This window comes from Aedoeadaptatus ivorii, assembly GCF_030815095.1.
Taxonomy (GTDB): Bacteria; Bacillota; Clostridia; order Tissierellales; family Peptoniphilaceae; genus Aedoeadaptatus; species Aedoeadaptatus ivorii.
Window position 1 is genome coordinate 276,606 of sequence record NZ_JAUSWF010000001.1, and the last position, 24,390, is coordinate 300,995.

Genomic DNA, 24,390 nt, shown 5'->3' on the forward strand with positions numbered 1-24,390 from the left:
GCACAGAGATCTCTACGCTCTCGGCAATAAAAAAGACATCCGAAGATGTCTTTTGCAAATTCTATTCTTAGTATGCCACAAACGCCTTTGCCTTGGTATGGCAGATGGGGCAATCTTCTTCGTCGGCATCGAAGGTAATGTAACCGCATACCGGACAGAGCAGAATGGACTCGGCGTCGAGGTCGTTTCCTGCGTCAACGGCTTTTTTCGCTTCTTCGTAGCGTTCTGCGTGGATCTTTTCCGCTGCAACGGCATATTCCATCGCTTCGATGGCTTCGGTTTCTCCTTGCATCTTTGCCACTTCGATATAAGCGGGATACATTTCGGTAAATTCGAAGGTTTCTCCGTCGATGCCCTTTTGGAGGTTTTCGGAAGTGTTGCCGATTCCGAAGCCTGCCATACTGATTACGGGGAAGTCGCCATGTACGTCTCTGAGTGCTTTGAAGTGCAAGGTAGCGTGGATGGTTTCCGCATCACTCGTGCAGAGGAACAATCTTTCTACATTGGGGAATCCTTCTTTTTTTGCGGTTTTCGCCCAAATGCCATAGCGCATATGTGCTTGACTTTCGCCGCCGAAAGCACTTCTTAAATTATCTTGAGTCATTGCGTGCATACATATCCTCCTTATAATCCGTGTTGTTTAGGTACACTTAAATTATAAACCATAAGCGAATTTACATCAAGATTATAAAAATTGTCTTACAGGCGTTCCTGTACCCCTTCGATCTTCGCCGCCTGATCCGCCGCCGTCAATGCGTCGATTACATCGTCCAGATCTCCGTTGTTGATCTCTTCGATGCGGTGGCTGGTATAGTTGATGCGGTGGTCCGTTACCCGTCCTTGGGGATAGTTGTAGGTGCGAATGCGTTCCGACCGATCGCCGGAACCGATCTGCGATTTCTTTTCCTTACTGACCGCATCGGTTTGCCGTTGCAGTTCCATATCGTAGAGTTTCGCCTTCAAAATTTTGAGCGCTTTGTCTTTATTTTTCAGCTGGCTCTTTTCATCTTGACAGCTGACCACGATGCCCGTAGGAATGTGCGTCATGCGCACGGCGGAGTCGGTGGTGTTTACCGATTGGCCGCCGTTTCCCGAAGAGCGGAATACGTCGACGCGTACGTCGTTCATGTCGATGTCCACTTCCACATCGTCGATCTCCGGCATGACCACGACGGTCGCCGTAGAGGTATGAATCCGCCCGGAGGATTCGGTCTCGGGCACACGTTGCACGCGGTGTACGCCGGATTCATATTTTAAGCGGGAAAAAGCGCCTTTCCCCTGAATCAATAAGATCGCTTCCTTATAGCCGCCGATGCCGATCTCATTGGAAGAAAGGAGTTCGCTCTTCCAATGTTTGGCATCGGCATAGTGAATATACTGACGCAAGAGAACCCCGGCAAAAAGAGCGGCTTCGTCGCCGCCGGCGCCGCCGCGTATTTCGACGATTACGTTTTTGTCGTCGTTTTCGTCCTTGGGGATCAGAAGGAGTTTCAACTCTTCTTCAAGTCGCAAGAGCTTTTCTTCCCCCTCTTTTACTTCTTCTTTGACGAGCTCTCGCATATCTTCGTCGATCTTTTCTTCAAAGAGCCCTTTGTTTTCCGCAAGCTCTTCGTCGACGGTCTTGTATTCTCTATATTTATTTACGATCGGCTCGATATCCGCATGTTCAATGGCGGTCTTTTGCAAAAGCTTACTGTTCCCTTGCACTTCCGGGTCCATCATCATTTCGGTCAATTCGCGATACCGATCCTCATATACCGATAAATTCTCAAACATCTTTTTTCCTCCCGACGATTACGCGGTCATGTCCGCCATAATCTTTTTTGCCGTAAATATCTTCGAAGCCCGCCGCGGACATCAACCCGCTGACGGCATCGTATTGATCATAGCCGATTTCGAATACCAAATATCCCCCGGCGTACAAATACGCCGGCGCCTCCATGGCGATCTTTTGATGAAAATCGAGCCCGTCTACGCCTCCATAAAGCGCGCCGTGGGGCTCATAGTCGTATACGCCCGCATCCAGCGCCTTCATATCTTCGGCGGAGATATACGGCGGATTCGAATAGATCAGCGCATAGCGCCCCTCAATTCGGTCGAAGAGATCGCTCTGTAAAAACCGTAGATTTGTGGCATCGTGCTTTTCTCGATTGATTTTCGCCACGCGCAGCGCTTCATGCGAGATATCCGTCGCCGTTATCTCCGATCCCGGAAACAATTTGGCGAGGGTTACCGCCACGCAGCCGGAGCCGGTTCCGATCTCTAAGATCGCGTCTTTATCTTTCGCCACTTCCAAAATCGCTTCCACGCTCCGCTCCGTATCGAATCGGGGAATCAGGACGTTTTCGTCGACATAAAATTCGCGACCGTAAAAATACGCACTCTGAAAAATATAATCGATGGGAACGCCCGCCGCATACGCCGAGAGAACTTTTCGAAGACGAAATACTTCCTCTTCCGAAAGTTCCCGTTCGGGCTCGAGCAAAATTTCCTTTTTCCCGATCCCCAAGGCACGGTCAAAGAGCGCATAAACGCGGTGGCGCACTTCTTGCGCATCTCCGACGACGCAGAGCGCTTCTTTCAGGGCGCAGCTCAATTCCATAAATCGCTCTCTCCCGCTTCCGGAAGAACCGCTTTCAGAGAAGCGATTCCCACGGCGATCTGCTCTTCATCGGGTTCGCGCACGGTAAAGTGTTTTTGAATGGCGAGCCCGGGATAGCGAAGAAGTTTCGTCAGGGCATTGTCATATTTTCCCACCAGGCGATTGACTTCGTATCCGATCCCCGCGATCAGCGGGAATGCGAGAATTCTGGAGAAAATACGTCCGAGCAAAGTCGGCCAACCGAAAAAGGAAAGCACGAATATAGAAAGAAGCACCACCATAAAGAGAAAGCTCGTACCGCAACGGGGATGGAGGCGAGAATACTTTTTGACTTCTTCTACTTCCAGCGGCGCGCCGGCCTCGTAGCAGGCGATCGATTTGTGTTCCGCACCGTGATAAGCGAAGACCCGCGCAATGTCTTTCTGGCGAGAGACCAATGCCAGATACAAAAAAAAGACGAACAAGCGGAATATGCCTTCCACCAGATTCAAAAGAAACACGCTTTCGATCCGGCTTTCAAAAAATGTCGCCATAAGGTTGGGGAGAATCATAAAAAACAGTACGGCGAGCAAAAACGATACACCGACGGTAAAAATACTCTCCAGTGTCTTACTGTGTTTCGGTAAATGGCGCTCAAAAAAACTCTCTTCCTCTTCTTCTTCCCAAAAGGAAGCGGCGTACATCATCGCATCGATGCCCGTTGCCATGGCTTCGACGAGCTTCACCACACCGCGCACAACGGGCAGATTTAAAAACCGATAGCGATCCAAGACGCTGTTGTTTTCATCGACGCGCAGGGCGATTTCGCCGTTCGGCTCCCGTACCGCATAGGCCGTTTTGGAAGGCCCCTTCATCATAACCCCTTCGATCAGCGCCTGTCCGCCGATAGTAGTCTTAAAAGACTCTTTCATAGAAGCTCCTTATAAAAAATGGTCCGCTTGTTACGGACCATTTCGCTATCTCTTGTATTTCTTGTTGAACTTGTCGATACGTCCGCCGGTATCGGTAAACTTTTGGCGCCCGGTGAAGAAAGGATGACATTCGGAACAAATTTCCACTTTTAAATCCTCTTTTACAGAGCCCGTTTTAAAAATATTGCCGCAAGCACAGGTGACCGTAGCTTCTTTATATTCGGGATGGATACCATTTTTCATCTGTCCACACTCCTTTCTTTAAGATTTAATGTTCATATTACTAACTCGAACATATTACCATATATGCGCAGAGAAGTCAATTCTACTTGGCATATTCCGGCTTGTGGCGCAGATCGTGAATGCTGTCGATAAAGCGAATGGTCTTGGAGGGCAGGCGCAATACCATGGATTGGGTGGTTGCCTTGTTGTCTTTTTTGAAGCGCACACCCTTTAGCAAATCCCCTTCGGAGACCCCGGTGGCGGCGAAGATCACATCGTCGCCGATCACCAAATCCTCTATGGTATAGATCTTTTCCAAGTCGGAGTGAAGCTCTTGGCACCGCTTCTTTTGCGCCTCGTCGTAATGCATCAACTTTCCTTGGAAGTCGCCGCCGAGACATTTTAAGGCAGCCGCGGCGATGACGCCCTCCGGCGCGCCGCCGATTCCCATGATCATGTCGATGCCGCTCTCTTCAAAACAGGTATAGATCGCCGTTACGATGTCGCCGTCGGTGATCTTTTTGATGCGCGCACCGGTGGCGCGAATATCGCGAATCAAATCTTCATGACGGTCCCTGTCGAGTACGGAGATCGTCATCTCTTCCGGCGACTTGCCGATGGCTTCTGCCACGCGGCGAATGTTATCTTCTACGGAATCCTCCAGGCGAATCTTTCCCTTTGCCTTGGGGCCGCAGGCGATTTTTTTCATATACACATCCGGCGCGTGCAAGAGGCAGCCCTTGGGCGCCACGGCGACGACGGCGATGGCGTTGTTCATACCATTGGCGATGGCCGTGGTTCCGTCGATGGGATCGACGGCGATGTCTACGGCATCGTCGGTTTCTCCGCGCGTGCCGATCTCTTCGCCGATATAGAGCATGGGCGCTTCGTCGATTTCCCCTTCTCCGATCACCACGGTTCCGTTAATGTGAACGGTGTCGAACATGCGACGCATGGCATCGACGGCCGCACCGTCGGCGGCATTTTTGTCGCCCTTGCCCAAATACTTCGCACCGCTTAGTGCGGCTGCTTCTGTGACTCTTGCTAAATTTAAACTTAAATCTCTATCCATTGATTCTCTTGGTCCCTTCGAAATCCTTTTGAAACTGTGCGATCCCCTTATCCGTCAAGGGATGTTTCAGCATCTGCATGAAAACCTTGTGCGGGATCGTCGCGATATGCGCCCCGGCCTTGGCGGCGCCGATAACGTGCATGGGGTGACGAATGCTCGCGGCAATGACGCGGGCGTCCAAACCGTAAAAGTCGATGATGTCGACGATGTCTTTTACCACGGCGACTCCGTCGTGGCCGATGTCGTCGAGTCTTCCCAAAAAGGGGCTGATAAAGCTCGCACCGGCGCGCGCCGCGAGCATCGCCTGATTGGCGGAGAAGATCAGCGTGCAGTTGGTGCGAATTCCCTCTTCTTCCAGTTTCGAAATCGCACTCAAACCCTCGGCGCAAAACGGGATCTTTACGACGATGTTTTCGTGAATGGCGGCGAGCTCTCTGCCTTCCTGAACCATACCTTCCCAGGATTCCGAGAGGACTTCAGCGCTGATGGGCCCGTCGACGAGAGAGGCGATCTCTTCGATGACCTCTTCAAATACCACGCCGCCCTCTTTGGCGATAAGGCTGGGATTGGTCGTGACACCGGAAAGTATTCCCCATCGCTCAATTTCCTCGATCTCTTGGATATTGGCCGTATCGATAAAAAATTCCATTACTTCCAAGCCTTTCCGTCGCTGCCAAATACGCGGATCTTTTCTTTGACGGTTTCGGACATGGCGCTTCTCGCCGGTTTCAAAATCTTTCTGGGGTCGATCTCGTCGGGATTCTCGCGAATGAAATCGCCGACGGCACGGGCAAAGCTCGCGCGGATATCGGTGTCGATATTTACCTTACGGATTCCCAAAGAAATCGCCTTTTCCAAGGTAGAATAAGGCACGCCGCTGGAGCCGTGGAGTACTAAGGGAACGGAAACCACACTGTCGATTTCGCGGATGCGGTCGAAGTCTACCTTCGGCTCGCCCTTGTAGACGCCGTGCGCCGTTCCGACGGCCACCGCCAGAGAGTCGACGCCCGTTTCTTCTACGAAAATGCGGGCTTCTTCCGGGTCGGTATAGGCGACTTCCGCATCGGATACGACGACTTGGTCTTCGGTGCCGCCGATTTTTCCGAGTTCCGCTTCGACAGAGACGCCGACCGAGTGGGCGATGCGCACGATTTCTTTGGTGCGGCGAATGTTTTCTTCCAGATCGTATTTCGAGGCGTCGATCATAACGGAGGTAAAGCCGTTGCGAATACATTGGATGATTTCGTTAAAGTCCGTACCGTGATCCAGGTGCAGCGTAATCGGCACGTCGATCTTCTCTGCGGTAGTTTTTACCAGTGCGGTAATATATTCGATGCCCGCATACTTAATCGCACCTTGGGACGCCTGGAGAATAATCGGCGCGCGGAGTTCGTCGGCGGCTGCCGCAATCGCCTGAATGATCTCCATATTGTTTACATTGAATGCGCCGACGGCATAGCCGTTTTCGTCCGCGTGTTGTAAGATTTGTTTTCCGGTAACTAACATTTTATCGTCCTTTCTTGGATTCAACGGGTTTTAGCAGCACGACCGCCATGGCGGTTATGCCCTCTTCTCTACCTTCATACCCCATTTGCTCTGTGGTGGTAGCCTTCACGGAAATATCGTCGATATTTTTTGAGAACACGGCGGCCAAATTGGCGCGCATCGCATCGATATAGGGCGAAAGTTTGGGCCGCTGTGCCATAATGGTGGCATCGACATTGCCCAGCGTATAGCCCTTCTTTTGCATAAGCGCCACCACTTCTTCGAGCATTCGAATACTCGAAGCGTCCTTATACTGCGGGTCCGTATCGGGAAACAGTTTCCCGATGTCGCCCAGGGCGAGGGCCCCCAAGATCGCATCTTCGATGGCGTGCACGAGTACATCCGCATCCGAGTGTCCCAGGAGCCCGGCTTCGTGGGGAATCTTAACCCCGCCGAGAATAAAATCCCGCCCCGTCGTCAATCGATGAACATCATAGCCGATTCCGATTTTCATAATTCATCCCTATCCTCGCAAATGGCCTCCGCCAGAATCAAGTCTTCCGGCGTCGTGATTTTAATATTGTTATAAGAGCCCGGGATCAAGCGAACGCTCTTTCCCGTCTTTTCGACCAGGGAACAATCGTCCGTGCCGTAATATCCTTCGTCGAAAGCCTGCCTATAGGCATGCACCAGGACGTCCTTTTGAAATCCCTGGGGCGTTTGAATGGCATACAATTTGGAACGATCGGGGGTGACCCGCGCCCATTTGCCGTCGCTACTGATCTTGACCGTATCCTTCATAGGCGTCATCAGGCAACAGGCGCCGTATTCTTCCGCACAGCGAATGCTCTCGAGGATCTCCGCACGTGTGATAAAAGGCCGCGCGCCGTCGTGGGTCAAGACGATGCCGTCCCAGTCCGAAAGAAACTGCAGTCCCTGCCAAATGCTGTCCTGTCTTTCCTTTCCGCCGATCACGATGTGAATGGGGTGAATCGGCTGCATCGCATGAAGGATCGATGCGATCATGGGCTCTTCCCCTTCGCGAATCAAGAGCACGATTTTGTCGATCTCCTCCATGACGTCGAACTTTTCCAGCGTTCGGCGGATCATGGGCTTGCCGCGGATGGGAAGAAACTGCTTATTGAGTTCGTAATTCATGCGCCGGCCCATTCCCGCCGCGGCAATCATCGCACACACTTCTTGTTTACTCATCTTGGCCCTCTGCTGCGATATGTCGCAATCCATAGGAGAGGATGTCGGCGGCGATCGGTGCCGCCGCCGCCCCGCCGGTGCTGTTCGCCTGCTCTACCAAGACAGCGACCGCAAGCTGCGGGTCCTCTGCCGGCGCGTAACCGATAAACCAGGCGTGATCCTTGCCGGAGGCATTTTCTGCCGTACCCGTCTTCCCGGCCACCTGTACCGAACGGAGGGAGGCCTTTTTTCCGGTTCCGTCCTGTACCGCAGAGATCAAGTACTTGTTCAAGGTCTCCGCGATTTCCGGCGAAACGGATTCTCGCAGGACCTCGGGCTCTCTCCCTTCGATCTTGGTGCCCTTGGCGTCGTCGATTTCTTTGACGAGGATGGGCCGCATCATTTTGCCTTCGTTTCCGATGGCAGAGGCGACCATCGCCATATTCAAAGGCGTCGCCAACACATCCCCCTGCCCGATGGCGGAGGCCGCCAAAGTGGTCTTGGGGAGGTTTTTTTGGTAATCGAAGACCGAGACCGATACGGGAAGGTCGAAGGGAATTTTCGCATTGAAATGGAATTTATCCGAGGCATTGCCCAGGGCTTCTTGTCCCAGCTGTGATCCCTTACTGACGAAATAGGTATTCACCGACTTCATCAAAGCTTCCCGGAGATCGATTGCGCCGTATTGTCCCCCGCCTGCATTTCTAAATTCTCTGCCGTCGATGACTTGGGAACCCGTATCCTCATAGTTTAGATTCACCCGATCCTGATCCAACAGAGCCGATGCCGTAATCACCTTAAAGGTGGATCCGGGCGGATATTTTCCGTTGATCGATCGGTTCAGTAGCGCGCCCGCTTCGTTTTGTTGCAGCGTATTCCAATCCTCCGCCACGGTTGCCGCATTGTAGTCCGGGAGCGAGACCATCGCATAGATTTCTCCGGTTTTCGGGTTCATCAGCACGATGCTGCCCTTTTCGGTATTTTCCTCGAGGATTTCCCGCGCCTTGGATTGCACCTGCGTATCCACCGTTAGGATCAAAGAGTTGCCGTCCTGTTTGCGGTTTCGGATCATATCCGAAAGTTCTTTTAAGGTGCGGTTTCCGTTTCTGTTCAGCAGATAATCGTTATAGCTCGATTCTAAGCCGCTCTTTCCCAAAGAAGTATGAGAGTAGCCGATCAAATGCGAATACAGAATCGGATAGGTATACTCCCGATAATACTTGCCCGGCTCTCCCTTGGAGGTGGCGAGCAACTCGCCGTTTCTATCGTAAATATCGCCCCGCTTAACCTGCGCTTCGGCGATATAACTCCGCCGATTGGACGGATGCTTCTTGACGGTTTCCGCTTCGAAGAAGTAAAAATACGTCAAATACAGAATCGCGCCCAAAAAAAGCAACATCAGGCCCGCCAGGAGGATGATTATCTTTCGATTTTCGGATTTGTTCACGATATCTCTCCCATATTCTTCGCCTCTTCCGGCTCCGTCGATTTTTCGTACTTCCAGGACAGATCTTCAGAGGCGACCTGTAGGATTCCCAAGGCGATAAAGCTCGAAAGAATAGAGCTCCCGCCGTAGGACATAAAGGGCAGCGTAATCCCCGTCATGGGAATCAATTTTATGACCCCGCCGATGTTCAAAAAAGCCTGTACCGAAATCAAGACCGTAGCGGAGATCGCCAGCATGCGGTAGAACTTGTATTCTTGTTCCAGTGCTATCTTTATGCCCCGGTAGACGAGGAGCAGATACAAGAGGATGACGGCGAATCCCGCAAACAGACCCATCTCTTCACAGATGACCGGAAAGATAAAGTCCGAAACGGATACGGGGATCAGCTCCGGATGCCCGAAGCCGATGCCCGCGCCGAAAAATCCGCCTTCCGCGATGGCAAAGAGAGATTGTACGACCTGCCTTCCTGCGTTATATACGTCCTCCCAGGGATTCAGCCAAATATTCACGCGGGTGCGCACGTGACCGAAGAGAAAGAACCCGGCGACGCTCCCGACGGCGAGTAGGCCGAGGTTTACAAAGAAAGCCTTAATATCCGGATCGTAGATAAATTGGATGGCGAGATACATCGCCATAAAGAGCACGGCCGTTCCCAAATCCCGCTGGATAAACAGGAGCAGGACGAAGAAATAAATGACCGCCAAAATGATGTAGCTGGCATAGGGAAAGCGCGTATACTTTTCGTAGTTTGCATAAAACCCGCCCAGAATAAACATCAATAGAATCTTAATAAACTCCGTCGGCTGAAAGACGATAAAGCCTAGATTGAGCCAGTTGCGCGCTCCGCCTACGGTTTTTCCGAAAATTAACGTCGCCAAAAACAACGCCACACTTACGGCGAGGGCGAGGGAACCGAACCGCTCGAGATTGGGCAGGATGCGCACGATAAAATAAGTGGCATAAAAAAACAAAACCCCTATAAAAGCCCATTGGAGTTGCTTGATACCCGTTTCCGGATCGATACGAAAGATCGTAGTGACACCAATCGTCAGTAAAAGGGATACGATTAAAAATATATAATTATCGCCCGTCGTGATCTTGCCCAAGATAAAGTTTGAAATATAGATTACGAAGATCAGGCCGCCGGCTAAAAACAGAAACTGTCTATCCAGCTGGCCGTCGTAGGTATAAAATACCAAGACGATGGCGAGAATTTCGAAGATCAGCAAGAGGTCGCGCGGACGTCTGAGCAATTTTTCTCTCATGGGATCACCTACCTTGATCGACAAACAGGAATTGGATAAATCCGACGCCGATGCGGTCGCCGTTTTTCAGTTCTGCCTCTTCATAGAGCGTATTCCCGTTTAAGAAAGTTCCGTTGGCACTGTGGAGATCTCGGATATAATACTTTCCGTCTGCTTTTTCGATCACCAAGTGATTTTTAGAGACGAAATTGTCTTTGATCACGATATCATTTTTGCTGCTTCGACCCAATTTCGTCGTGCCGCGCAATACATAGTATTCCTGCATTTTGAAGTTCAACGAATCCAGTCGGTTGACGACTTTCAGATACGCCTCATCTTTTTGAATATCTGTCGCCTTCATAGATCGGATGTCCAAATAGATCATCCGAATGATCGTAAAGATAAACAGATAGATGATAAATATAAATATATATTTTAAAATTTGCGACAGTATTGCAATCATCTGACACCCCATTCAATTTTAAGTAAATATTATCACAGAAAGGGCGCATTATCAATGAAAGCCGCGCCTCACCCTTTGGGGATCGAGATCGCAAAAATCGCGATCTATGATAAAATAAATCCGTGATGTCTATGATTATTTTACGAATTGAAAAGGCGGGGAAAGATTTCATCCTCCGCGGCGATAATGAGGAAGAAATACGCATTACAGAATCCGTTTTCGTGCGTCATAATCTCTATAAAGGCAAAGATCTGTCGCAAGACGAGATTCGAGAAATCCACGCGGATTCAAAGAGACAAGAGGCGATCGATATTGCTCTATCCAAGCTCAGAAACCGCAAGACCGAAGGCGAGATTCGCAGACTGCTTTCAGAGCGGGAATTTGCCGATACGACGATCGATGCCGCGATTTCCTATCTGGAGACGTACGGATACGTCGACGACAGAGAATATGCGATCTTATATTGCCGCGACAAAAAAAATATCAACGGCTACGGACCGATTAAAATCGCCTATCTGTTGCGACAAAAAAAGGTGCCGGACGATTGCATCGACCGGGCGCTAGCGGAGTATTCCGTCGAAGAAGAAATCGAAAAGATTCGTGCCCTCACGGAAAAACGATTTGTTCGAGGTGGTTCTTTGAAAAAAGAGAAGCCGAAGATCATTCGATTTTTTATGAACCGTGGCTTTCACTACGATGCGATTCGGAAGGGGATGTCGGAATGGACATAATTTCGCATTACGTCTATATACTCCGCTGCGCCGACGGAAGCCTGTATACAGGCTATACCACCGATCCCCCGCGTCGCCTGAAGGAGCACAACGCGGGGATCGCCGCCAAATATACCCGCGGTCGACTGCCCGTAAATATGGTATATATAGAAGAACAAGAAAGCCGATCGGATGCGTTGAAGCGGGAATACGCCCTGAAGCAATTGACCCGACAAAAAAAATTGGATTTGATACGAAGAAAGGAGGACGCCAATGAAAAATAACAGACCGAGCATTCAATCCGCTGCGGAAGCGAAGGAACTGATGAATCTCGCATTGACCACCGGGCAAATGCTAATCGGCAACGGCGCGGAGATCTATCGGGCGGAAGATACCATTATGCGTATGTGCGAATCCCGCGCCAATATCCGCGACGTCGACGTCTTCGCCTTAAGTTCCGCCATATTTCTGTCCCTCGATTACGACAACGAGACCATTACGATTTTTAAGGACATCGATTCCTATGGAACGCATTTGGGACGCATACAGGCGCTGAATGCCTTCTCGAGAGAATTCGTCGAGAGCGATATTTCCCTTCGGGAGGCGCGGGAGCAGCTCCTGTCGATCTGGTCCATACCGGTCGCCCCGCCCCTTACAAAAATGTTCTTTACCGGCATGTGCAGCGGCTCATTTGCCATGCTCTTCGGCGGAAACTGGGCGGATCTCGTCTATACGTTTTTTGTCGGCGCGATATTGAGTTTTTGCTTATACCTAATGTCGAAACGGAATCTCACCTTTTTTCCGGAAGCCTTCTTCGGTACCTTGATCATCTCACTGCTCGCCCTTGTCGGTTCCTTTTGTTTCGCCGAACTCCATATGGATATGATTATTATCGGCTCTATTATGCCCTTGGTGCCGGGTATGACGATCACCAATTCCTTTCGCGATATCATCAGCGGCGACTATCTCTCCGGCGTTATCGGAATTACGAAGGGCATCTTCGTCGCCCTCGCCATCGCTCTGGGCGTGGGCTTTGTCTTGAGTTTCTTAAAAGTATTGGGAGGCTGATATGTCCGGAAATATTCTATTGCTGTTTATAATCTCCGTCGCTGCGACCATCGGCTATGTGGTGCCCGTCGACGCCCCGAAACGCGCTATTTTACCCGGCGCCGTTATCGGCGCGATCGCCTATCTGATTTATTTGAAGGTCATGGATTTGGGCGGAAACGCCTTCTTCGGCGCCTTTGTCGCGGCATTTATGATCGGCAGCTGCGGCGAACTCTGCTCGCGCATCTTCAAAATGCCGTCGACCATCTTCAGTATGTCCGGCTTGATTACCCTGGTACCCGGCGGCGGCATGTACTATACCATGAGCTATCTGATCCAGGAAAATATGGATTTGTTTCTGAAAGAAGCGGTAAAGACCTTTTCAATCGCCATCGCGCTTTCTGTGGGCATCGTCGCCTCTACCCTTTTTTCGAGATCGCTGAAGAGTTTTCGACAGAGATCTATGAAAAACTCCTCCCGCCCTTTCGGCCGCTACCGGGACTTTCCGTCGATCAAATCATAAATTATGAACATGAAAAAAACGCGGGTCACCCGCGTTTTTTTACATGATTCTTTTCATCCTGGGCGAAGTGTCCTGTTCTCTTCCCGCATCCGCCCGTTTTAATACGAAATAACTAATAAGCAGCGACAAAAATCCCAATCCAAAGATATACAGATCCCGATTTGCTACGCTATCTGCGATCAAGTATTGACCGGCAAAGACGGCGATCAAAAATATCGCTAAGGGGATGCCGTACAATTTATAGATCGAACGCAAGACAAAGGTGTCGTTTACATACAACTCGACCCAATCTCCCACCTTGGCACCCAGTTCATTGGGCACTGCAATGTATTCGGTCTTCGATTCACAGGCGCCATTTGTGCAGGTGGCACAGGCGGAACCGCATGCGCCCTTTCGCGTCACTTCCATATATGCCATGCCGTCTTTTACCGATACGACATGTCCCAGTTGATCCATAGAATCACTCCTCTACTACGCGTATATGCACTTCTTTCAATTGTTCCGCGGGAAGTTCTACCGGCGCTCCAGTCAACAGGTCGCTCGCCGATTGCGTCTTGGGAAAGGCGATTACGTGCCGCATATTTTTCTCTCCCGTAAGAAGCATGATCAGGCGGTCCAAACCATAGGCGAGTCCGCCGTGCGGCGGCGCACCGTAGCGGAAGGCTTCGATCAGAAATCCGAATTTTTCTTCCGCTTCTTCTTTGCTGAATCCCAGCGCCGCAAACATCTTATTTTGTACCGCAGCGTCGTGGATCCGAATGGATCCGCCGCCCATTTCGTCGCCGTTGATGACGATGTCGTACGCCTTGGCGCGACAGTTTGCGGGATCGGATTCGATCTTGTTCAAATCTTCGTCCATGGGAGCGGTAAAGGGATGGTGTTTTGCGACATAGCGCGCTTCCTCTTCGTCGTATTCGAAGAGGGGGAACTCTACGATCCAAAGCGGTGCGAGCACGTCTTCGGGGATCAGGTCCATCTCCTCGGCGATGTGGTTTCTCAGATTTCCCAACGCAGCGTAGACCACGTCGTTTTTATCGGCCACAAAGAGTACGAGGTCGCCTTCTTCCGCGCCCGTGCGTTCAAAAATCGCATCCATACCTTCTTCGCCGACGAACTTCAGCACCGGCGACTGCGTGCCGTCAGCATTCCGCTTCGCCCAGGCGAGTCCGTGGGCGCCGAAGTCCTTCACATAATCGGTGAGTTTGTCTATTTTTTTTCGGGAATAGAAGGCGGCGCCATCTTTTACGACGATGGCGCGCACGCTGCCGCCTCCCGCCACGGCGTCGGCAAATACCTTAAAGCCCGATTCCGCCACCAAATCCGAAACATCCTTCAGCTCCATCGCAAACCGCACGTCGGGCTTATCCACCCCGTAGCGATCCATCGCCTCTCGGTAGGTCATGCGGGGAAATGGCGTGGGAATTTCTTTTCCCAAAATTTCACGGAAGAGATGGGAAAGATAACGCTCGTTGACGTCGATCACATCTTCCGCCTCTACAAAGCTCAATTCCATATCGATCTGCGTAAACTCGGGTTGGCGGTTAAAACGCAGGTCCTCGTCGCGGAAGCAACGGGCGATCTGAATATACCGATCAAAGCCGCCGACCATCAAAAGCTGTTTCATCAGCTGCGGGGATTGCGGCAACGCATAAAACGCGCCTTCGTGAATGCGGCTGGGAACCAAGTAGTCCCGCGCCCCTTCGGGGGTGGGCTTGTTCAACATAGGTGTTTCTACTTCCGCAAAGCCTTCCGCATAGAAGAAGTCCCTGGTTAATTTATATACCCGGGAACGCGTTCTGAGAATCTCTTGGCTGCGGGGCTTGCGCAAATCCAAGGTTCGGTATTTTAGGCGCAGGTCGTCGGAAACCGCGTCGTCGTCTTTGACATAGATCGGCGGCACGTCGGATTCGGACAAAATTTTCAGCTCTTCTGCCAAGATCTCTATTTTCCCCGTGGGAAGCTTGTCGTTTACAGAACTGCGCGGGCGCACGGTGCCTACCACCGCGACGACAAATTCCGATCGCAATTTGGTCGCCTTTTCGAATAAGGCGGCATCCGTCTCGCCATTACAGACCGCCTGCACAATGCCGGTGTAGTCGCGAATGTCGGTAAATACCAAAGAACCCAGGTCGCGCGATTTGGCGACCCACCCCATGACGGTGACCTTCTCACCGATATGTTCTTCTCGTAACGTCCCACATAAATGGCTCCGTTTCAGAGCACCCAGTGCTTCTCCCATGATTCCTCCTAACAAATTCTATTGTCTATTTTCTGCAACCAATACGTCTTTTCTTCGCCACGGGAACGATCGGCGAGATCCTGCCAGATCACCTTCGCGGCATGATCCATGCCCTGGCAGCCGGCGAGGAGCAAGACGTCTCCGGACTCTACCGCCGGCAGAATGCGGCGGATGGAATCGTCCAGTCGTTCGATAACGGGGATTTCGTAGCCCGCGTCCTGCATGACATTTTGAAAGGCTTCCAATTCCGCATCGGTGACCACATCCTTCGAAGAAACCGCCTCGACGCTTTTGGTCGCATAGAAAGTCTTTAGCGGCAACCTCGCCATCCATTTCGCCGTTTCCACGGCATTTTCTCGATTGAGTTCGGCGCCCCGGCTGCCCCGAATGGCATAGAGGATGTGAAGATTCTTGTATTCCATCGCGTGCAGGGTCTCGAGGGTGACCTCTATGTTTTTCGTATTGGCAAAATGGTCGTCGAGGATCATATAATCGCCGCGGTAGATCAGTTCAAAACGCCGTTCCACGCCCGAAAATTCTTCCATGGCGCGTCGGACGGTTTGGGGATCGACGCCGCCCAACAGTCCGAAGGTCATTGCCATCATGGCATTTAATACCGAATGGTATCCCGCCACCTGTAAATGCACGGGGATTTCTACACTCGGAAGCGTCCACCGGCCTTTCGTCGATTCCCGCGCCACGCGATACGTAAACTCGGCAAAGCCCGTCGAAATGTCTATACCCTCGATGCGCGCCATCGCCTCTTCGTCGATGGCGGCGGTAAACACCTGTCCCTTGGTGTCTTCGGCAAGTGCCGCAATCAAAGGCGCATCCACATTTAATAGCACGGCGGTGTCTTCGTCGGCATGGCGGATCAGTCGGCTCTTATAGTGAAAGTAGTTTTCGAAGGTGCCGTGCTGTTCCAAGTGCTCCACGGAAATATTGTTAAAGCTGACGATGTCGAATTCGATGCCGCGCGACCGATAGAGTTCCTGGGCGGAGGAAGAAACCTCCATTACCACCACTTCGATCCCCGCATCGGCCATATTTCTAAGATGTTCTTGCAGGTGGATGCTTTCCGGCGTCGTCAAAATCGCAGGAATCGACACATCACCGTATTGTACCGCCACGGTACCCACCATGCCGACCCGATAGCCCGCCGCCTTAAAGATATCGCGAACCATAAAGGCGGTAGAAGTCTTGCCATTGGTGGCGGTGACGCCGAATATTTCCATCTGCCGCGAAGGATGGTCAAAGTAGATACAGGCGAGGTCGGCAAGCGCCTTGCGCGTGTTTTCGACGCGCACCTGCGGAATATCTGCTTCCACGAATTTTTCTACGACCGCAAGATAGGCACCCTTTTCTTTGGCTTGTGCGACATAATCGTGTCCATCCGCCAAGACGCCTTCGATGGCGACGAAGATGTCTCCCGTCTCGATCTCTCGAGAGTCGTGGGAGATGCGGCGAATTTCAACGTCTTCATCTATTTGTCCTCTCCGCTCGGCAATGGGTATGCCGGCGAGCAATGTATTGAGTTTCATAGTAATTCTCCTAAATACTTGGATTTTTTCCGCACGACTTCGCCGAAACGATCCGTATAGTCTCTTAAATTACGGAAATTCGAAAACTTCATAACGGTCTTTCCGGACGCATCGACCAATTTCGTCGTCGCCGACATTCCCACGCCGATGACCGAATGGATTTCTTCCATCATAATCATATTATACAACGATTCGTACCCGGGCAGCGAATAGCCGATATTCGATCCATTGCCGAGTATCCTCTTCTGCCGGTACAGATAATGGGGAATGTAGCCGGCCGCTTTTAAGCGGTTATAGCTGTATTGTTGCATGCGCGTCGTATTCTTTTGGAAGACGCCGCGGTTTTCGAAGATCTTCGATCCGTTTTTCAAAGACAATACGTGCACGGTGATATTTTCGGGAGAGAGCGGGATCAACGAATCCAAGGTATACGAGAGTTCGTCCATCCCCTCTCCGTCTAGGCCGAGGATCAAATCCATATTGATCGCCATATCCGTGGTATTTCGTACCAAATCGTATGCGTTTAAAATGTCCTCTTTATTGTGAGGACGTCGAATGCGCACCAAGGTCTCATCGACCATGGTCTGGGGATTGATGCTGATCCTCGATACGGGATAGCCTTTGAGCATCGCCATCAATTCCGGCGTAATCGTCTCGGGCCTTCCGGCTTCGAGGGTAAACTCCCGGTCGCCAAAAGAGCGCAAGCGATCGAGTATCATCGCCAGCTCTTCCGCCGCGATGGAGGTGGGCGTGCCGCCGCCAATATATATGGTCGCGGGCGCCTTGTCGAGTTTTCTGAGAACGAAGTCCAGCTCCATCAGCAGGTACTTCATATAGTGGCGTACGGCTTCTTTGTTTCCGGACCCGATGGTGGGATAGCTGCAGTACTCGCACCGACTCGGGCAAAAGGGAATGTGGATATATAGCGAGTATCCTTTTCCCTTTAAGTGATCGGTCTTTGCCGCTTCCAAACGGGCAATCTCCAGCAACAGATCGGCGATCTCCGGATGCACTAAATACGACTCGATCAAAAAGTCTCGTGCCGCATCTCCCATAATTTTTCTGCGTTTTTGCATAAATTTGACCGGTCTCGTACCGGTCAAAGAGCCCCATAGGGATTTTTCCTTCGCGGGATGATCCACTTCGCGCACGATCCAGGCGGCGATATGGCGTTTGGTTTCGTACTCCCCTACATTTTCGAATGTCTTTTCGTATTGGCGCTCGCCCACGGACAAAATGGCGCGCTTTGTATCCGCCGTCGTCTCGAGTACGAGAAAAAGCTCGCCCGAGGTCTCGAAGGCGGGAAAATAAATCCGCAAGAGCTCGTATAGGGTGTGGATCTCGGAATCCGTTGCGTTTACGATACGAATCATAGGAGCTGCCGAATAAAGGGATTAGAGCGCTTCTCATCGTCGATGGTGGTCTCGAAACCGTGACCGGACAATACGACGGCGTTTTCGTCGCAGTTTGTCAGTTTTCTGAGGGAATCCGCCATGGCGTGGATATCGCCCAAGGGAAAGTCGGTCCTTCCGATCGACCCTTGAAACAAGGTGTCGCCGCTCAAGATCAGGTCCTCGTAAAAGTAGCAGACGGAACCGGGGGTATGCCCGGGCGTATGCATCACGCGAATTTCGCCACATTCGAGTTCGATCGTATCGCCGTCTTCGACCAACACGTCGGGCGCACGATCGGGCACTTCGCCGCCCAACATGGCGACAAAGTTGTGGTCGGCGCTCTCATAGATCACCATCTCCTCCTTGTGCATATATACTTTCACGCCCAAAGCGTCGCGAACGCGATTTAAGGCCGATATATGGTCGCCGTGGGCGTGGGTAAGCAAAATAGCCTCGACTTTTACGCCCGCAGCTTCGACGATGGCGAGAATTTTATCGCCCTCTGCACCGGGATCTACGAGAAATCCGCGCTTCTTTTCGTCATAGACCAAATAGGCATTGGTCATACCGCCGACGAGTATTCTCTGATAGCCCATTAGAAGCTCCTTTCGCTGTCTAATAAAATCGTCACTGGACCGTCGTTAATCATCTCTATCTGCATATCGGCGCCAAATTGACCCGTAGCGACAGAAAATCCCTTCTTTTCTACATAGGCAATCAAATCCTCGTAGACCGCTTCCGAGATCTCTCCTTTGGCGGCGCGGATATAACTGGGACGGTTGCCTTTTTGGGCATCGCCGTAGAGCGTAAACTGACTGACAATCATAATTTCGCCCCCGGTGTCTTGGACGTTGACGTTCATAACGCCTTCTTCGTCGGGGAAAATTCGTAGGCCCGTGATTTTCTTTCCGATATATTCGATATCCTTTTTGTCGTCTTCTTCTCGAATGCCTATGAGTACCATCAATCCCGCGTCGATCCGCGAAATAATTTCCCCGTCGACGGAGACGGTAGCATATTTTACTCGTTGCACCACTGCGCGCACGTTGACCTCCTAACCGCTGACCCGATATACTTCAAATACATTTTCGATATTTTTGAGCTTCTTTAGCAGACGCGAGAGCTCGTCGATATGATGGATTCGCACCGTAATGCGAACCACCAAAAAATGATCCTTGTCTTCCCGCGCCGAAAGGTTTTGAATGTCCAGTCGGGAATCGTGAATCCGATTGGCGATATCTGCCAATACATTGTTTTTGTTGGCGGCGCGAATTTCGATCTCCGCGCTATACGTCTCGTTTTCGCCCATATCCCACCGAACAGGAATCAATCTCTCTTCTTCCAGGTTGTTCTTCAGATTGATGCAGTCCGAGCGGTGGATGCTGATCCCGCGGCCCATGGTAATAAATCCCACGATTTCGTCTCCGGGTACAGGCGTACAGCACTTGGCGATGCGGACCTTTACATTGTCGATACCCTTTACCTGAATGCCGTTGGTGTTTCGCTGTTCCTTCTTTTCCGCCACCGGGATCTCTTCGGCGCGCACCGGCGCAGTCCTGTGCTTTCGCTCTTCCTTCTTCATATAGTCGGAGAGTTTCGCGGTCACCTGCCGCACGCTCATACTGCCGTAGCCGATCTGCGCGTATAGATCGTCGAGGTCGTCGAATTTCAGACGCTCCTTTACATCTTCCATCCAATCGTCACGAACGAAATCGGAGGGTCGGTATCCCAGTTTTTTGGCCTCTTGTTCGATCATTTCTCGTCCGCGCAGGATATTCTTGTCCCGATCCTTGACCTTAAAGTACTGTTTGATCTTGGTCTTCGCCTGCGGGCTCTGTACGATTTTTAGCCAGTCGAGAGAGGGCTGTGAATTCTTATTGGTAATGACTTCGACGATCTCCCCGTTTTTGAGTTTGTGGCTCAACGGGACGATCCGGCCGTTGATCTTTGCGCCCACACAGGTATTTCCCACTGCGGTATGCACCCGGTAGGCGAAGTCGATGGGCGTAGAGCCATCCGGCAGATTGATCACATCGCCATTGGGCGTAAAGACAAATACTTCGTCGGCAAAGAAGTCGACCTTCAAAGTTTCCATAAATTCGTTGGGGTCTTTGAGGTCCTTTTGCCACTCCAAAAGCTGGCGCAGCCAAGTCAGATTTTCGTCAAAACTGGTGGACTTCTTCGTGCCTTCTTTATACTTCCAATGGGCCGCAATCCCGTATTCGGCGGTTTTGTGCATCTCCCAAGTGCGAATTTGTACCTCGAAGGTCTCGCCCCGATCGTCGATGACCGTGGTGTGGAGGGACTGATACTTATTCGGCTTCGGCATGGAGATATAGTCCTTAAATCGCCCGGGGATCGGCTTATACATGGTGTGAACCACGCCCAGCGCACCATAGCAATCCTTGATGTCATCTACCAAAATCCGAATCGCCTGCAAGTCGTAAATCTCGCCGAAGGTCTTCCCCTTTTTGATCATCTTTTTATAGATGCTGTAAAAGTTCTTCGGCCTTCCCGTAATGTCGGCGGCAATTCCGACTTTTTTGAGTTGATTCGAGATGTCTTCGATCAGCGCTTGAATTAACGCTTCCCGCTCGCTCCTCCGCTTATCGACCATTTCTACGAGATTATAATAATTGACGGGGTCTAAATAGCGCAGAGAAAGGTCTTCCAGTTCCATTTTCACCCGGCTCATCCCCAACCGATCGGCGAGGGGCGCATAGATTTCTATGGTCTCCATGGCTTTGTCGCGTTTTTTCTCGGGAATCATATATTCCAAGGTACGCATATTGTGCAGGCGGTCGGCAAATTTTACGATCACCACGCGGATGTCTTTCGCCATGGCGAGGACCATCTTCCGTATATTTTCCGCCTGTTTTTCCTGTTTGGTCTGGTAGGAAAGCATCTTTAATTTGGTCACGCCTTCTACCAGATCGGCGACTTCCTCGCCAAAGAGTTCTTTTACCTCGTCATAGGTGACCTCGGTGTCTTCAATGGTATCGTGCAACAGTCCCGCAATGATCGTCGGGACGTCCATATTCATTTCCGCCAAAATAAGCGCAACATGCAGAGGATGGACGATATAGTCCTCCCCTGAATTGCGCTTTTGTCCTTTATGATGGCGATCTGCAAATTCGAATGCCTTGTATACCTGATCGAATTCCGCATCGGGATTATAGGAACGAATGGCTTCGATTAGTTGTTCAATCATTCTATCACCGCTTCTTGGACGGTCGCAGTGCTTCTATCTGAATCTGAAGTTTCCGATTGCCGCCATAGGTATCGATCTTGGGGCAATAGGCGATATCCATAAAAATGCTTCCGTCCGCTCGTCTTGCCCGGCGAAGAAAGTCCGTAAACTCTTCCGCCGGTTGAAATAATATACCGTCGTATTTCCTACCATTATAGAACAGATCCATACGAATTACATTGTTATTTTTTCCGAACACGCGGTACTGCAAAAGCTGCACATCGGTGGCGCCAAAAATCGGTCGTGCGTTTCCGTTTCCGAAGGGCGCAAATCGCGAAAGCCGCTCTACCGTATCTTCGCTCACGTCCTGTAGCGAAAGAACCGCATCCAGTCGTATGCGGGGCACGAGATCTCTGGGATCCAACCGGCTCTTTTCGATGACGTCGAGCTTAAAGGGGAGGTAGTTTCCGCGCGCCAGACTCAAGCCGCACGCCATGGCATGGCCGCCGAATTTGCTGAGATATTTCTCGCTCTTTCTGATTTCTTCGACCATATTATAGGCTTCGATGCTGCGTCCGGAGCCCTTGAGGCCGTCTTTTGCGCCGGTGATTACGATACAGGGGCGGTGATACTTGCCCTTGATCTTTCCCGCGATGATGCCGGCGATGCTCTCGTCGATGGATTCGTCCTTTAAGATATAGATGGGCTGTACCGCTTCCTTGGGATTTTCCAGTTGTTTCTCCAAGCGCGCAAGCCCCTCTTGGGTAAGAGCCTGACGCTTTGCGTTCAGTTCGCGCAGATACGCCGCAATCTCCTTTGCCCGCGAAGGATCGTCGGTTACAAACAATTCTACGGCATCGCCCGCGGTATCCAAACGGCCCGCCGCATTGATCGTGGGCCCGAGTATAAACCCCAGATGATAGCCGCTGATTTCGGATCGAATCGCACAGGCATCGCAAAGCGCCCGTATGCCGATCTGCTCCGTATGATTGAGCCGCTCGAGACCCAAGGTGACGAGGTTGCGATTCTCCTCGACCAATTCCATTACGTCGCAAACCGTCGCAATGGCGGCATAGGCGATAAAGTCGGGATCCATGTCCTCCGACTTTCCGGCGATGGTATAGAGATAGCGGATCAATTTGTAGCTCAATACGCCGCCGCACAGACCTTGAAACGGATACGAACAATCCTTTCTGTGGGGATCGACGACCGCATCCGCCGGCGGCAGTTTGTCCTTCCCTTCGTCTTGTACCACCTGGTGGTGGTCGAGGACGATCACAGAAAGCCCCAACGATTTGGCGCGCTCGATCGCAGCAAATTGGGCGATGCCGTTGTCGCAGGTGATGAGGAGTTCTACGCCGTCTTCTGCCGCCGCTTCCGCCATATCGGGCTGCAGGCCGTATCCGTCTTCCCGCCGATGGGGGATGACATAATCTACCGTATACCCCAGCCCGCGAAGCCCGCGAAGTAATATGGTCGTACTCATTACCCCGTCGCAATCGTAGTCGCCGACAATGCGGATTTTACCGCGGGTCTTTTGAATGATATTCCCGGCTTTTACCATATCCTTCATAGATATGGGCGAGTGCAGTTGTTCCGCATCGGGATGGAAATACTTTTGGATTTTCTCTTTCGTATCGATCTTTCGATTGATCAACACGCGGTATTCCCATTCCCGCAATCCCAATGCGCGAAAATCTATTTCCTCTTTCGGTTTTTCATTCTTCAAAGACCAGTACTTCATTCCGCCTCACTTATCTCATTTGCGTATACAGATAGCGCACACTCCAGGCGCTTTTTCTCCATGATACATCCGATTTCGAAGGGCTTCAGAATATCGCCGTTGTTGTGATAGGCATTGGCATGGCAGCCGCCGGAACAAAAGTATTTCGCCCAGCAGTCGCGGCAATCTTCTTTGTGGAACACATCCGCCTTGTGGAATTTGTCTTGCAGCGCCTTGTTCTCGATGCCGTCGTAGACATTGCCCAGTTTGAACGCTTCTTCGCCGACGAATTGGTGACAGGGATAAATGTCGCCGGTGGGCGTTACGGCCACATATTCCGATCCCGCACCGCACCCGATGCTTTTCTTATAGGCACAGGGGCCGCCCGAAAGGTCGATCATATAGTGGAAAAAGAGAAAATCCGGATCTTCTCTTCGAATTTCGAGATATTTTTCGCTAAACCGCTCGTACTCTTCGAGGATGGCGTCCAGATGCTCTTTTCGAATCGCATATTCCCGTTCGGGGTCGGTGACGACCGGTTCCATCGATGTCTTTTTGAAGCCGAGATCCCGGTAGTGGAGAATGTCTTCGGAAAAATCAAGATTGTGAGAGGTAAAGGTACCGCGTATATAGTAATCCTTGTCGCCGCGCTTCTCTACGAGTTTTTGAAATTTCGGGATGATCGCATCGTAACTGCCCTTTCCGTTCACCGTAGGACGCATTGCGTCGTTTAATTCGCATCGACCGTCCAAAGAAAGAACCACATTTTCCATTTCCCGATTCAAGTAATCGATGCTCTCATCGTCCAACAGGAGGCCATTGGTGGTCATGGTAAAGCGGAAGCGCTTGTCGTACGCCTTCTCCCGCTCCCGTCCGTATTCGACCAGCGCCTTTACCACATCGAAATTCATTAACGGTTCGCCGCCAAAGAAGTCCACTTCGAGATTATGTCGATTTCCGCTATTTTCCAGCAAAAAGTCCAATGCGCGTTTGCCCGTTTCCAGATCCATCATCATGCGCTCGCCGTGAAAATCGCCTTGGGAGGCAAAACAATATTTGCAGCGCAGATTGCAGTCGTGACAGACGTGGAGGCACATCGCCTTAATATGGCAGTCGGGATTGAATGCGCCCAGATCCACATCCGTATCCTCGGAAAAGAGCAATCCCTCTTCCATCAGATAGCGGAGCTCATCGTAGCCCTCGGCAACGTCTTCTGAGCCGAAGCGATCGGCGAATTTTCGGATCATCTGCTCCTTGCTGGCGTCCTCCATATCCGGTGCCATTTCAAAAATCATATTGTCGACGACGTGGACCGAACCGCTCGCCACGTCCAACAGGATATTTTTGCCATTGCCTTGAAAACGATGAATTTTACGCACGAATAAC

General features: G+C 51.3%; 26 protein-coding genes. 4 read left to right on the forward strand and 22 right to left on the reverse strand.

Annotated elements, in window-relative coordinates:
* Window positions 1-67: 67 nt before the first annotated feature.
* The 13 genes from QO008_RS01405 to QO008_RS01465 form a co-directional block, all read right to left on the reverse strand.
* A complete protein-coding gene (locus QO008_RS01405) occupies window positions 68-613 on the reverse strand; it encodes a rubrerythrin family protein (protein WP_307383653.1) in 546 nt (181 codons plus the stop codon).
* 86 nt (window positions 614-699) lie between these two features.
* A complete protein-coding gene (gene prfA / locus QO008_RS01410; RefSeq protein ID WP_307383656.1) occupies window positions 700-1,776 on the reverse strand; it encodes a peptide chain release factor 1 in 1,077 nt (358 codons plus the stop codon).
* Complete coding sequence (gene prmC, locus QO008_RS01415; protein WP_307383658.1) at window positions 1,769-2,602, reverse strand: peptide chain release factor N(5)-glutamine methyltransferase; 834 nt, start codon at window positions 2,600-2,602, stop codon at window positions 1,769-1,771. Before prmC ends, prfA begins: the two co-directional genes overlap by 8 nt.
* Complete coding sequence (locus QO008_RS01420; protein ID WP_307383660.1) at window positions 2,593-3,513, reverse strand: DUF1385 domain-containing protein; 921 nt, start codon at window positions 3,511-3,513, stop codon at window positions 2,593-2,595. The genes prmC and QO008_RS01420 overlap by 10 nt, the downstream gene beginning before the upstream one ends.
* A 45-nt stretch (window positions 3,514-3,558) precedes the next feature.
* Window positions 3,559-3,756, reverse strand: coding sequence for a 50S ribosomal protein L31 (gene rpmE, locus QO008_RS01425; protein ID WP_307383662.1), 198 nt, complete (start codon window positions 3,754-3,756; stop codon window positions 3,559-3,561).
* An 82-nt stretch (window positions 3,757-3,838) separates the two neighbouring features.
* Window positions 3,839-4,807, reverse strand: coding sequence for a class II fructose-bisphosphatase (gene glpX, locus QO008_RS01430; RefSeq protein WP_126465435.1), 969 nt, complete (start codon window positions 4,805-4,807; stop codon window positions 3,839-3,841).
* A complete protein-coding gene (gene fsa / locus QO008_RS01435) occupies window positions 4,800-5,456 on the reverse strand; it encodes a fructose-6-phosphate aldolase (protein ID WP_307383666.1) in 657 nt (218 codons plus the stop codon). The genes glpX and fsa overlap by 8 nt, the downstream gene beginning before the upstream one ends.
* Window positions 5,456-6,313, reverse strand: coding sequence for a class II fructose-1,6-bisphosphate aldolase (locus QO008_RS01440; RefSeq protein ID WP_126465436.1), 858 nt, complete (start codon window positions 6,311-6,313; stop codon window positions 5,456-5,458). Before QO008_RS01440 ends, fsa begins: the two co-directional genes overlap by 1 nt.
* A 1-nt stretch (window position 6,314) precedes the next feature.
* A complete protein-coding gene (ispF, locus tag QO008_RS01445; protein WP_307383670.1) occupies window positions 6,315-6,806 on the reverse strand; it encodes a 2-C-methyl-D-erythritol 2,4-cyclodiphosphate synthase in 492 nt (163 codons plus the stop codon).
* Window positions 6,803-7,504: a 2-C-methyl-D-erythritol 4-phosphate cytidylyltransferase gene (gene ispD, locus QO008_RS01450; RefSeq protein WP_126465438.1), complete on the reverse strand. Its 702-nt coding sequence runs from the start codon at window positions 7,502-7,504 to the stop codon at window positions 6,803-6,805. The genes ispF and ispD overlap by 4 nt, the downstream gene beginning before the upstream one ends.
* The gene (locus QO008_RS01455) at window positions 7,497-8,930 is read right to left on the reverse strand and encodes a peptidoglycan D,D-transpeptidase FtsI family protein (protein ID WP_307383674.1); all 1,434 of its coding nucleotides are present in this window, start codon (window positions 8,928-8,930) and stop codon (window positions 7,497-7,499) included. The genes ispD and QO008_RS01455 overlap by 8 nt, the downstream gene beginning before the upstream one ends.
* Window positions 8,927-10,195, reverse strand: a complete 1,269-nt coding sequence (locus QO008_RS01460) for an FtsW/RodA/SpoVE family cell cycle protein (protein ID WP_126465440.1) — start codon at window positions 10,193-10,195, stop codon at window positions 8,927-8,929. The genes QO008_RS01455 and QO008_RS01460 overlap by 4 nt, the downstream gene beginning before the upstream one ends.
* Before the next feature lie 4 nt (window positions 10,196-10,199).
* Window positions 10,200-10,637 (reverse strand): FHA domain-containing protein, encoded by a 438-nt coding sequence (locus QO008_RS01465; RefSeq protein ID WP_307383678.1) that lies wholly within the window; start codon window positions 10,635-10,637, stop codon window positions 10,200-10,202.
* 131 nt (window positions 10,638-10,768) lie between these two features.
* On the opposite strand from QO008_RS01465, the gene QO008_RS01470 reads away from it, so the two are divergent.
* Genes QO008_RS01470 through QO008_RS01485 form a run of 4 tightly spaced genes read left to right on the forward strand, consistent with a single transcriptional unit; the run spans window position 10,769 to window position 12,917 of the window.
* Window positions 10,769-11,368, forward strand: a complete 600-nt coding sequence (locus tag QO008_RS01470) for a regulatory protein RecX (protein ID WP_164715216.1) — start codon at window positions 10,769-10,771, stop codon at window positions 11,366-11,368.
* Window positions 11,359-11,631 (forward strand): GIY-YIG nuclease family protein, encoded by a 273-nt coding sequence (locus QO008_RS01475; RefSeq protein ID WP_164715218.1) that lies wholly within the window; start codon window positions 11,359-11,361, stop codon window positions 11,629-11,631. Before QO008_RS01470 ends, QO008_RS01475 begins: the two co-directional genes overlap by 10 nt.
* On the forward strand, window positions 11,621-12,415 hold the full coding sequence (locus QO008_RS01480; RefSeq protein ID WP_307383680.1) for a threonine/serine exporter family protein: 795 nt from the start codon (window positions 11,621-11,623) through the stop codon (window positions 12,413-12,415). The genes QO008_RS01475 and QO008_RS01480 overlap by 11 nt, the downstream gene beginning before the upstream one ends.
* A 1-nt stretch (window position 12,416) precedes the next feature.
* Window positions 12,417-12,917, forward strand: coding sequence for a threonine/serine exporter family protein (locus QO008_RS01485; protein WP_126465444.1), 501 nt, complete (start codon window positions 12,417-12,419; stop codon window positions 12,915-12,917).
* A gap of 39 nt (window positions 12,918-12,956) precedes the next feature.
* Here the strand turns inward: QO008_RS01485 and QO008_RS01490 are convergent, their stop codons facing one another.
* The 9 genes from QO008_RS01490 to scfB are packed head-to-tail and all read right to left on the reverse strand — an operon-like array spanning window position 12,957 to window position 24,383.
* The gene (locus tag QO008_RS01490) at window positions 12,957-13,373 is read right to left on the reverse strand and encodes a SoxR reducing system RseC family protein (protein ID WP_126465445.1); all 417 of its coding nucleotides are present in this window, start codon (window positions 13,371-13,373) and stop codon (window positions 12,957-12,959) included.
* A 4-nt stretch (window positions 13,374-13,377) separates the two neighbouring features.
* Window positions 13,378-15,156, reverse strand: a complete 1,779-nt coding sequence (gene aspS, locus QO008_RS01495; RefSeq protein ID WP_126465446.1) for an aspartate--tRNA ligase — start codon at window positions 15,154-15,156, stop codon at window positions 13,378-13,380.
* 8 nt (window positions 15,157-15,164) lie between these two features.
* Window positions 15,165-16,697, reverse strand: coding sequence for a Mur ligase family protein (locus QO008_RS01500; RefSeq protein ID WP_307383683.1), 1,533 nt, complete (start codon window positions 16,695-16,697; stop codon window positions 15,165-15,167).
* Window positions 16,694-18,070 (reverse strand): coproporphyrinogen dehydrogenase HemZ, encoded by a 1,377-nt coding sequence (gene hemZ / locus QO008_RS01505; protein WP_307383685.1) that lies wholly within the window; start codon window positions 18,068-18,070, stop codon window positions 16,694-16,696. The genes QO008_RS01500 and hemZ overlap by 4 nt, the downstream gene beginning before the upstream one ends.
* The gene (locus tag QO008_RS01510; RefSeq protein WP_126465449.1) at window positions 18,067-18,687 is read right to left on the reverse strand and encodes an MBL fold metallo-hydrolase; all 621 of its coding nucleotides are present in this window, start codon (window positions 18,685-18,687) and stop codon (window positions 18,067-18,069) included. The genes hemZ and QO008_RS01510 overlap by 4 nt, the downstream gene beginning before the upstream one ends.
* Window positions 18,687-19,136 carry a D-aminoacyl-tRNA deacylase gene (dtd, locus tag QO008_RS01515; protein ID WP_126465450.1) on the reverse strand — a complete coding sequence of 150 codons (450 nt, stop codon included), beginning with the start codon at window positions 19,134-19,136 and terminating at the stop codon, window positions 18,687-18,689. The genes QO008_RS01510 and dtd overlap by 1 nt, the downstream gene beginning before the upstream one ends.
* Window positions 19,137-19,145: 9 nt before the next feature.
* Entirely contained in the window at window positions 19,146-21,302 is a 2,157-nt protein-coding gene (locus tag QO008_RS01520; RefSeq protein WP_307383688.1) for a RelA/SpoT family protein, read from the reverse strand.
* 4 nt (window positions 21,303-21,306) lie between these two features.
* Complete coding sequence (gene recJ, locus QO008_RS01525; RefSeq protein WP_307383690.1) at window positions 21,307-23,025, reverse strand: single-stranded-DNA-specific exonuclease RecJ; 1,719 nt, start codon at window positions 23,023-23,025, stop codon at window positions 21,307-21,309.
* The gene (scfB, locus tag QO008_RS01530; RefSeq protein ID WP_307383692.1) at window positions 23,022-24,383 is read right to left on the reverse strand and encodes a thioether cross-link-forming SCIFF peptide maturase; all 1,362 of its coding nucleotides are present in this window, start codon (window positions 24,381-24,383) and stop codon (window positions 23,022-23,024) included. Before scfB ends, recJ begins: the two co-directional genes overlap by 4 nt.
* Window positions 24,384-24,390 lie beyond the last annotated feature (7 nt).

What these genes read in the sequence shown, in the direction of transcription:
- QO008_RS01460 (WP_126465440.1), bottom strand. Translation starts at nt 10,195, where the DNA reads ATGAGAGAAAAATTGCTCAGACGTCCGCGCGACCTCTTGCTGATCTTC.
- prmC (WP_307383658.1), bottom strand. Translation starts at nt 2,602, where the DNA reads ATGGAATTGAGCTGCGCCCTGAAAGAAGCGCTCTGCGTCGTCGGAGAT.
- QO008_RS01490 (WP_126465445.1), bottom strand. Translation starts at nt 13,373, where the DNA reads ATGGATCAACTGGGACATGTCGTATCGGTAAAAGACGGCATGGCATAT.
- QO008_RS01520 (WP_307383688.1), bottom strand. Translation starts at nt 21,302, where the DNA reads ATGATTGAACAACTAATCGAAGCCATTCGTTCCTATAATCCCGATGCG.
- QO008_RS01485 (WP_126465444.1), top strand. Translation starts at nt 12,417, where the DNA reads ATGTCCGGAAATATTCTATTGCTGTTTATAATCTCCGTCGCTGCGACC.
- ispD (WP_126465438.1), bottom strand. Translation starts at nt 7,504, where the DNA reads ATGAGTAAACAAGAAGTGTGTGCGATGATTGCCGCGGCGGGAATGGGC.
- aspS (WP_126465446.1), bottom strand. Translation starts at nt 15,156, where the DNA reads ATGGGAGAAGCACTGGGTGCTCTGAAACGGAGCCATTTATGTGGGACG.
- QO008_RS01480 (WP_307383680.1), top strand. Translation starts at nt 11,621, where the DNA reads ATGAAAAATAACAGACCGAGCATTCAATCCGCTGCGGAAGCGAAGGAA.
- fsa (WP_307383666.1), bottom strand. Translation starts at nt 5,456, where the DNA reads ATGGAATTTTTTATCGATACGGCCAATATCCAAGAGATCGAGGAAATT.
- QO008_RS01465 (WP_307383678.1), bottom strand. Translation starts at nt 10,637, where the DNA reads ATGATTGCAATACTGTCGCAAATTTTAAAATATATATTTATATTTATC.
- recJ (WP_307383690.1), bottom strand. Translation starts at nt 23,025, where the DNA reads ATGAAGTACTGGTCTTTGAAGAATGAAAAACCGAAAGAGGAAATAGAT.
- QO008_RS01470 (WP_164715216.1), top strand. Translation starts at nt 10,769, where the DNA reads ATGATTATTTTACGAATTGAAAAGGCGGGGAAAGATTTCATCCTCCGC.
- QO008_RS01440 (WP_126465436.1), bottom strand. Translation starts at nt 6,313, where the DNA reads ATGTTAGTTACCGGAAAACAAATCTTACAACACGCGGACGAAAACGGC.
- glpX (WP_126465435.1), bottom strand. Translation starts at nt 4,807, where the DNA reads ATGGATAGAGATTTAAGTTTAAATTTAGCAAGAGTCACAGAAGCAGCC.
- hemZ (WP_307383685.1), bottom strand. Translation starts at nt 18,070, where the DNA reads ATGATTCGTATCGTAAACGCAACGGATTCCGAGATCCACACCCTATAC.
- QO008_RS01475 (WP_164715218.1), top strand. Translation starts at nt 11,359, where the DNA reads ATGGACATAATTTCGCATTACGTCTATATACTCCGCTGCGCCGACGGA.
- ispF (WP_307383670.1), bottom strand. Translation starts at nt 6,806, where the DNA reads ATGAAAATCGGAATCGGCTATGATGTTCATCGATTGACGACGGGGCGG.
- QO008_RS01500 (WP_307383683.1), bottom strand. Translation starts at nt 16,697, where the DNA reads ATGAAACTCAATACATTGCTCGCCGGCATACCCATTGCCGAGCGGAGA.
- QO008_RS01405 (WP_307383653.1), bottom strand. Translation starts at nt 613, where the DNA reads ATGCACGCAATGACTCAAGATAATTTAAGAAGTGCTTTCGGCGGCGAA.
- prfA (WP_307383656.1), bottom strand. Translation starts at nt 1,776, where the DNA reads ATGTTTGAGAATTTATCGGTATATGAGGATCGGTATCGCGAATTGACC.
- QO008_RS01420 (WP_307383660.1), bottom strand. Translation starts at nt 3,513, where the DNA reads ATGAAAGAGTCTTTTAAGACTACTATCGGCGGACAGGCGCTGATCGAA.
- QO008_RS01510 (WP_126465449.1), bottom strand. Translation starts at nt 18,687, where the DNA reads ATGGGCTATCAGAGAATACTCGTCGGCGGTATGACCAATGCCTATTTG.
- rpmE (WP_307383662.1), bottom strand. Translation starts at nt 3,756, where the DNA reads ATGAAAAATGGTATCCATCCCGAATATAAAGAAGCTACGGTCACCTGT.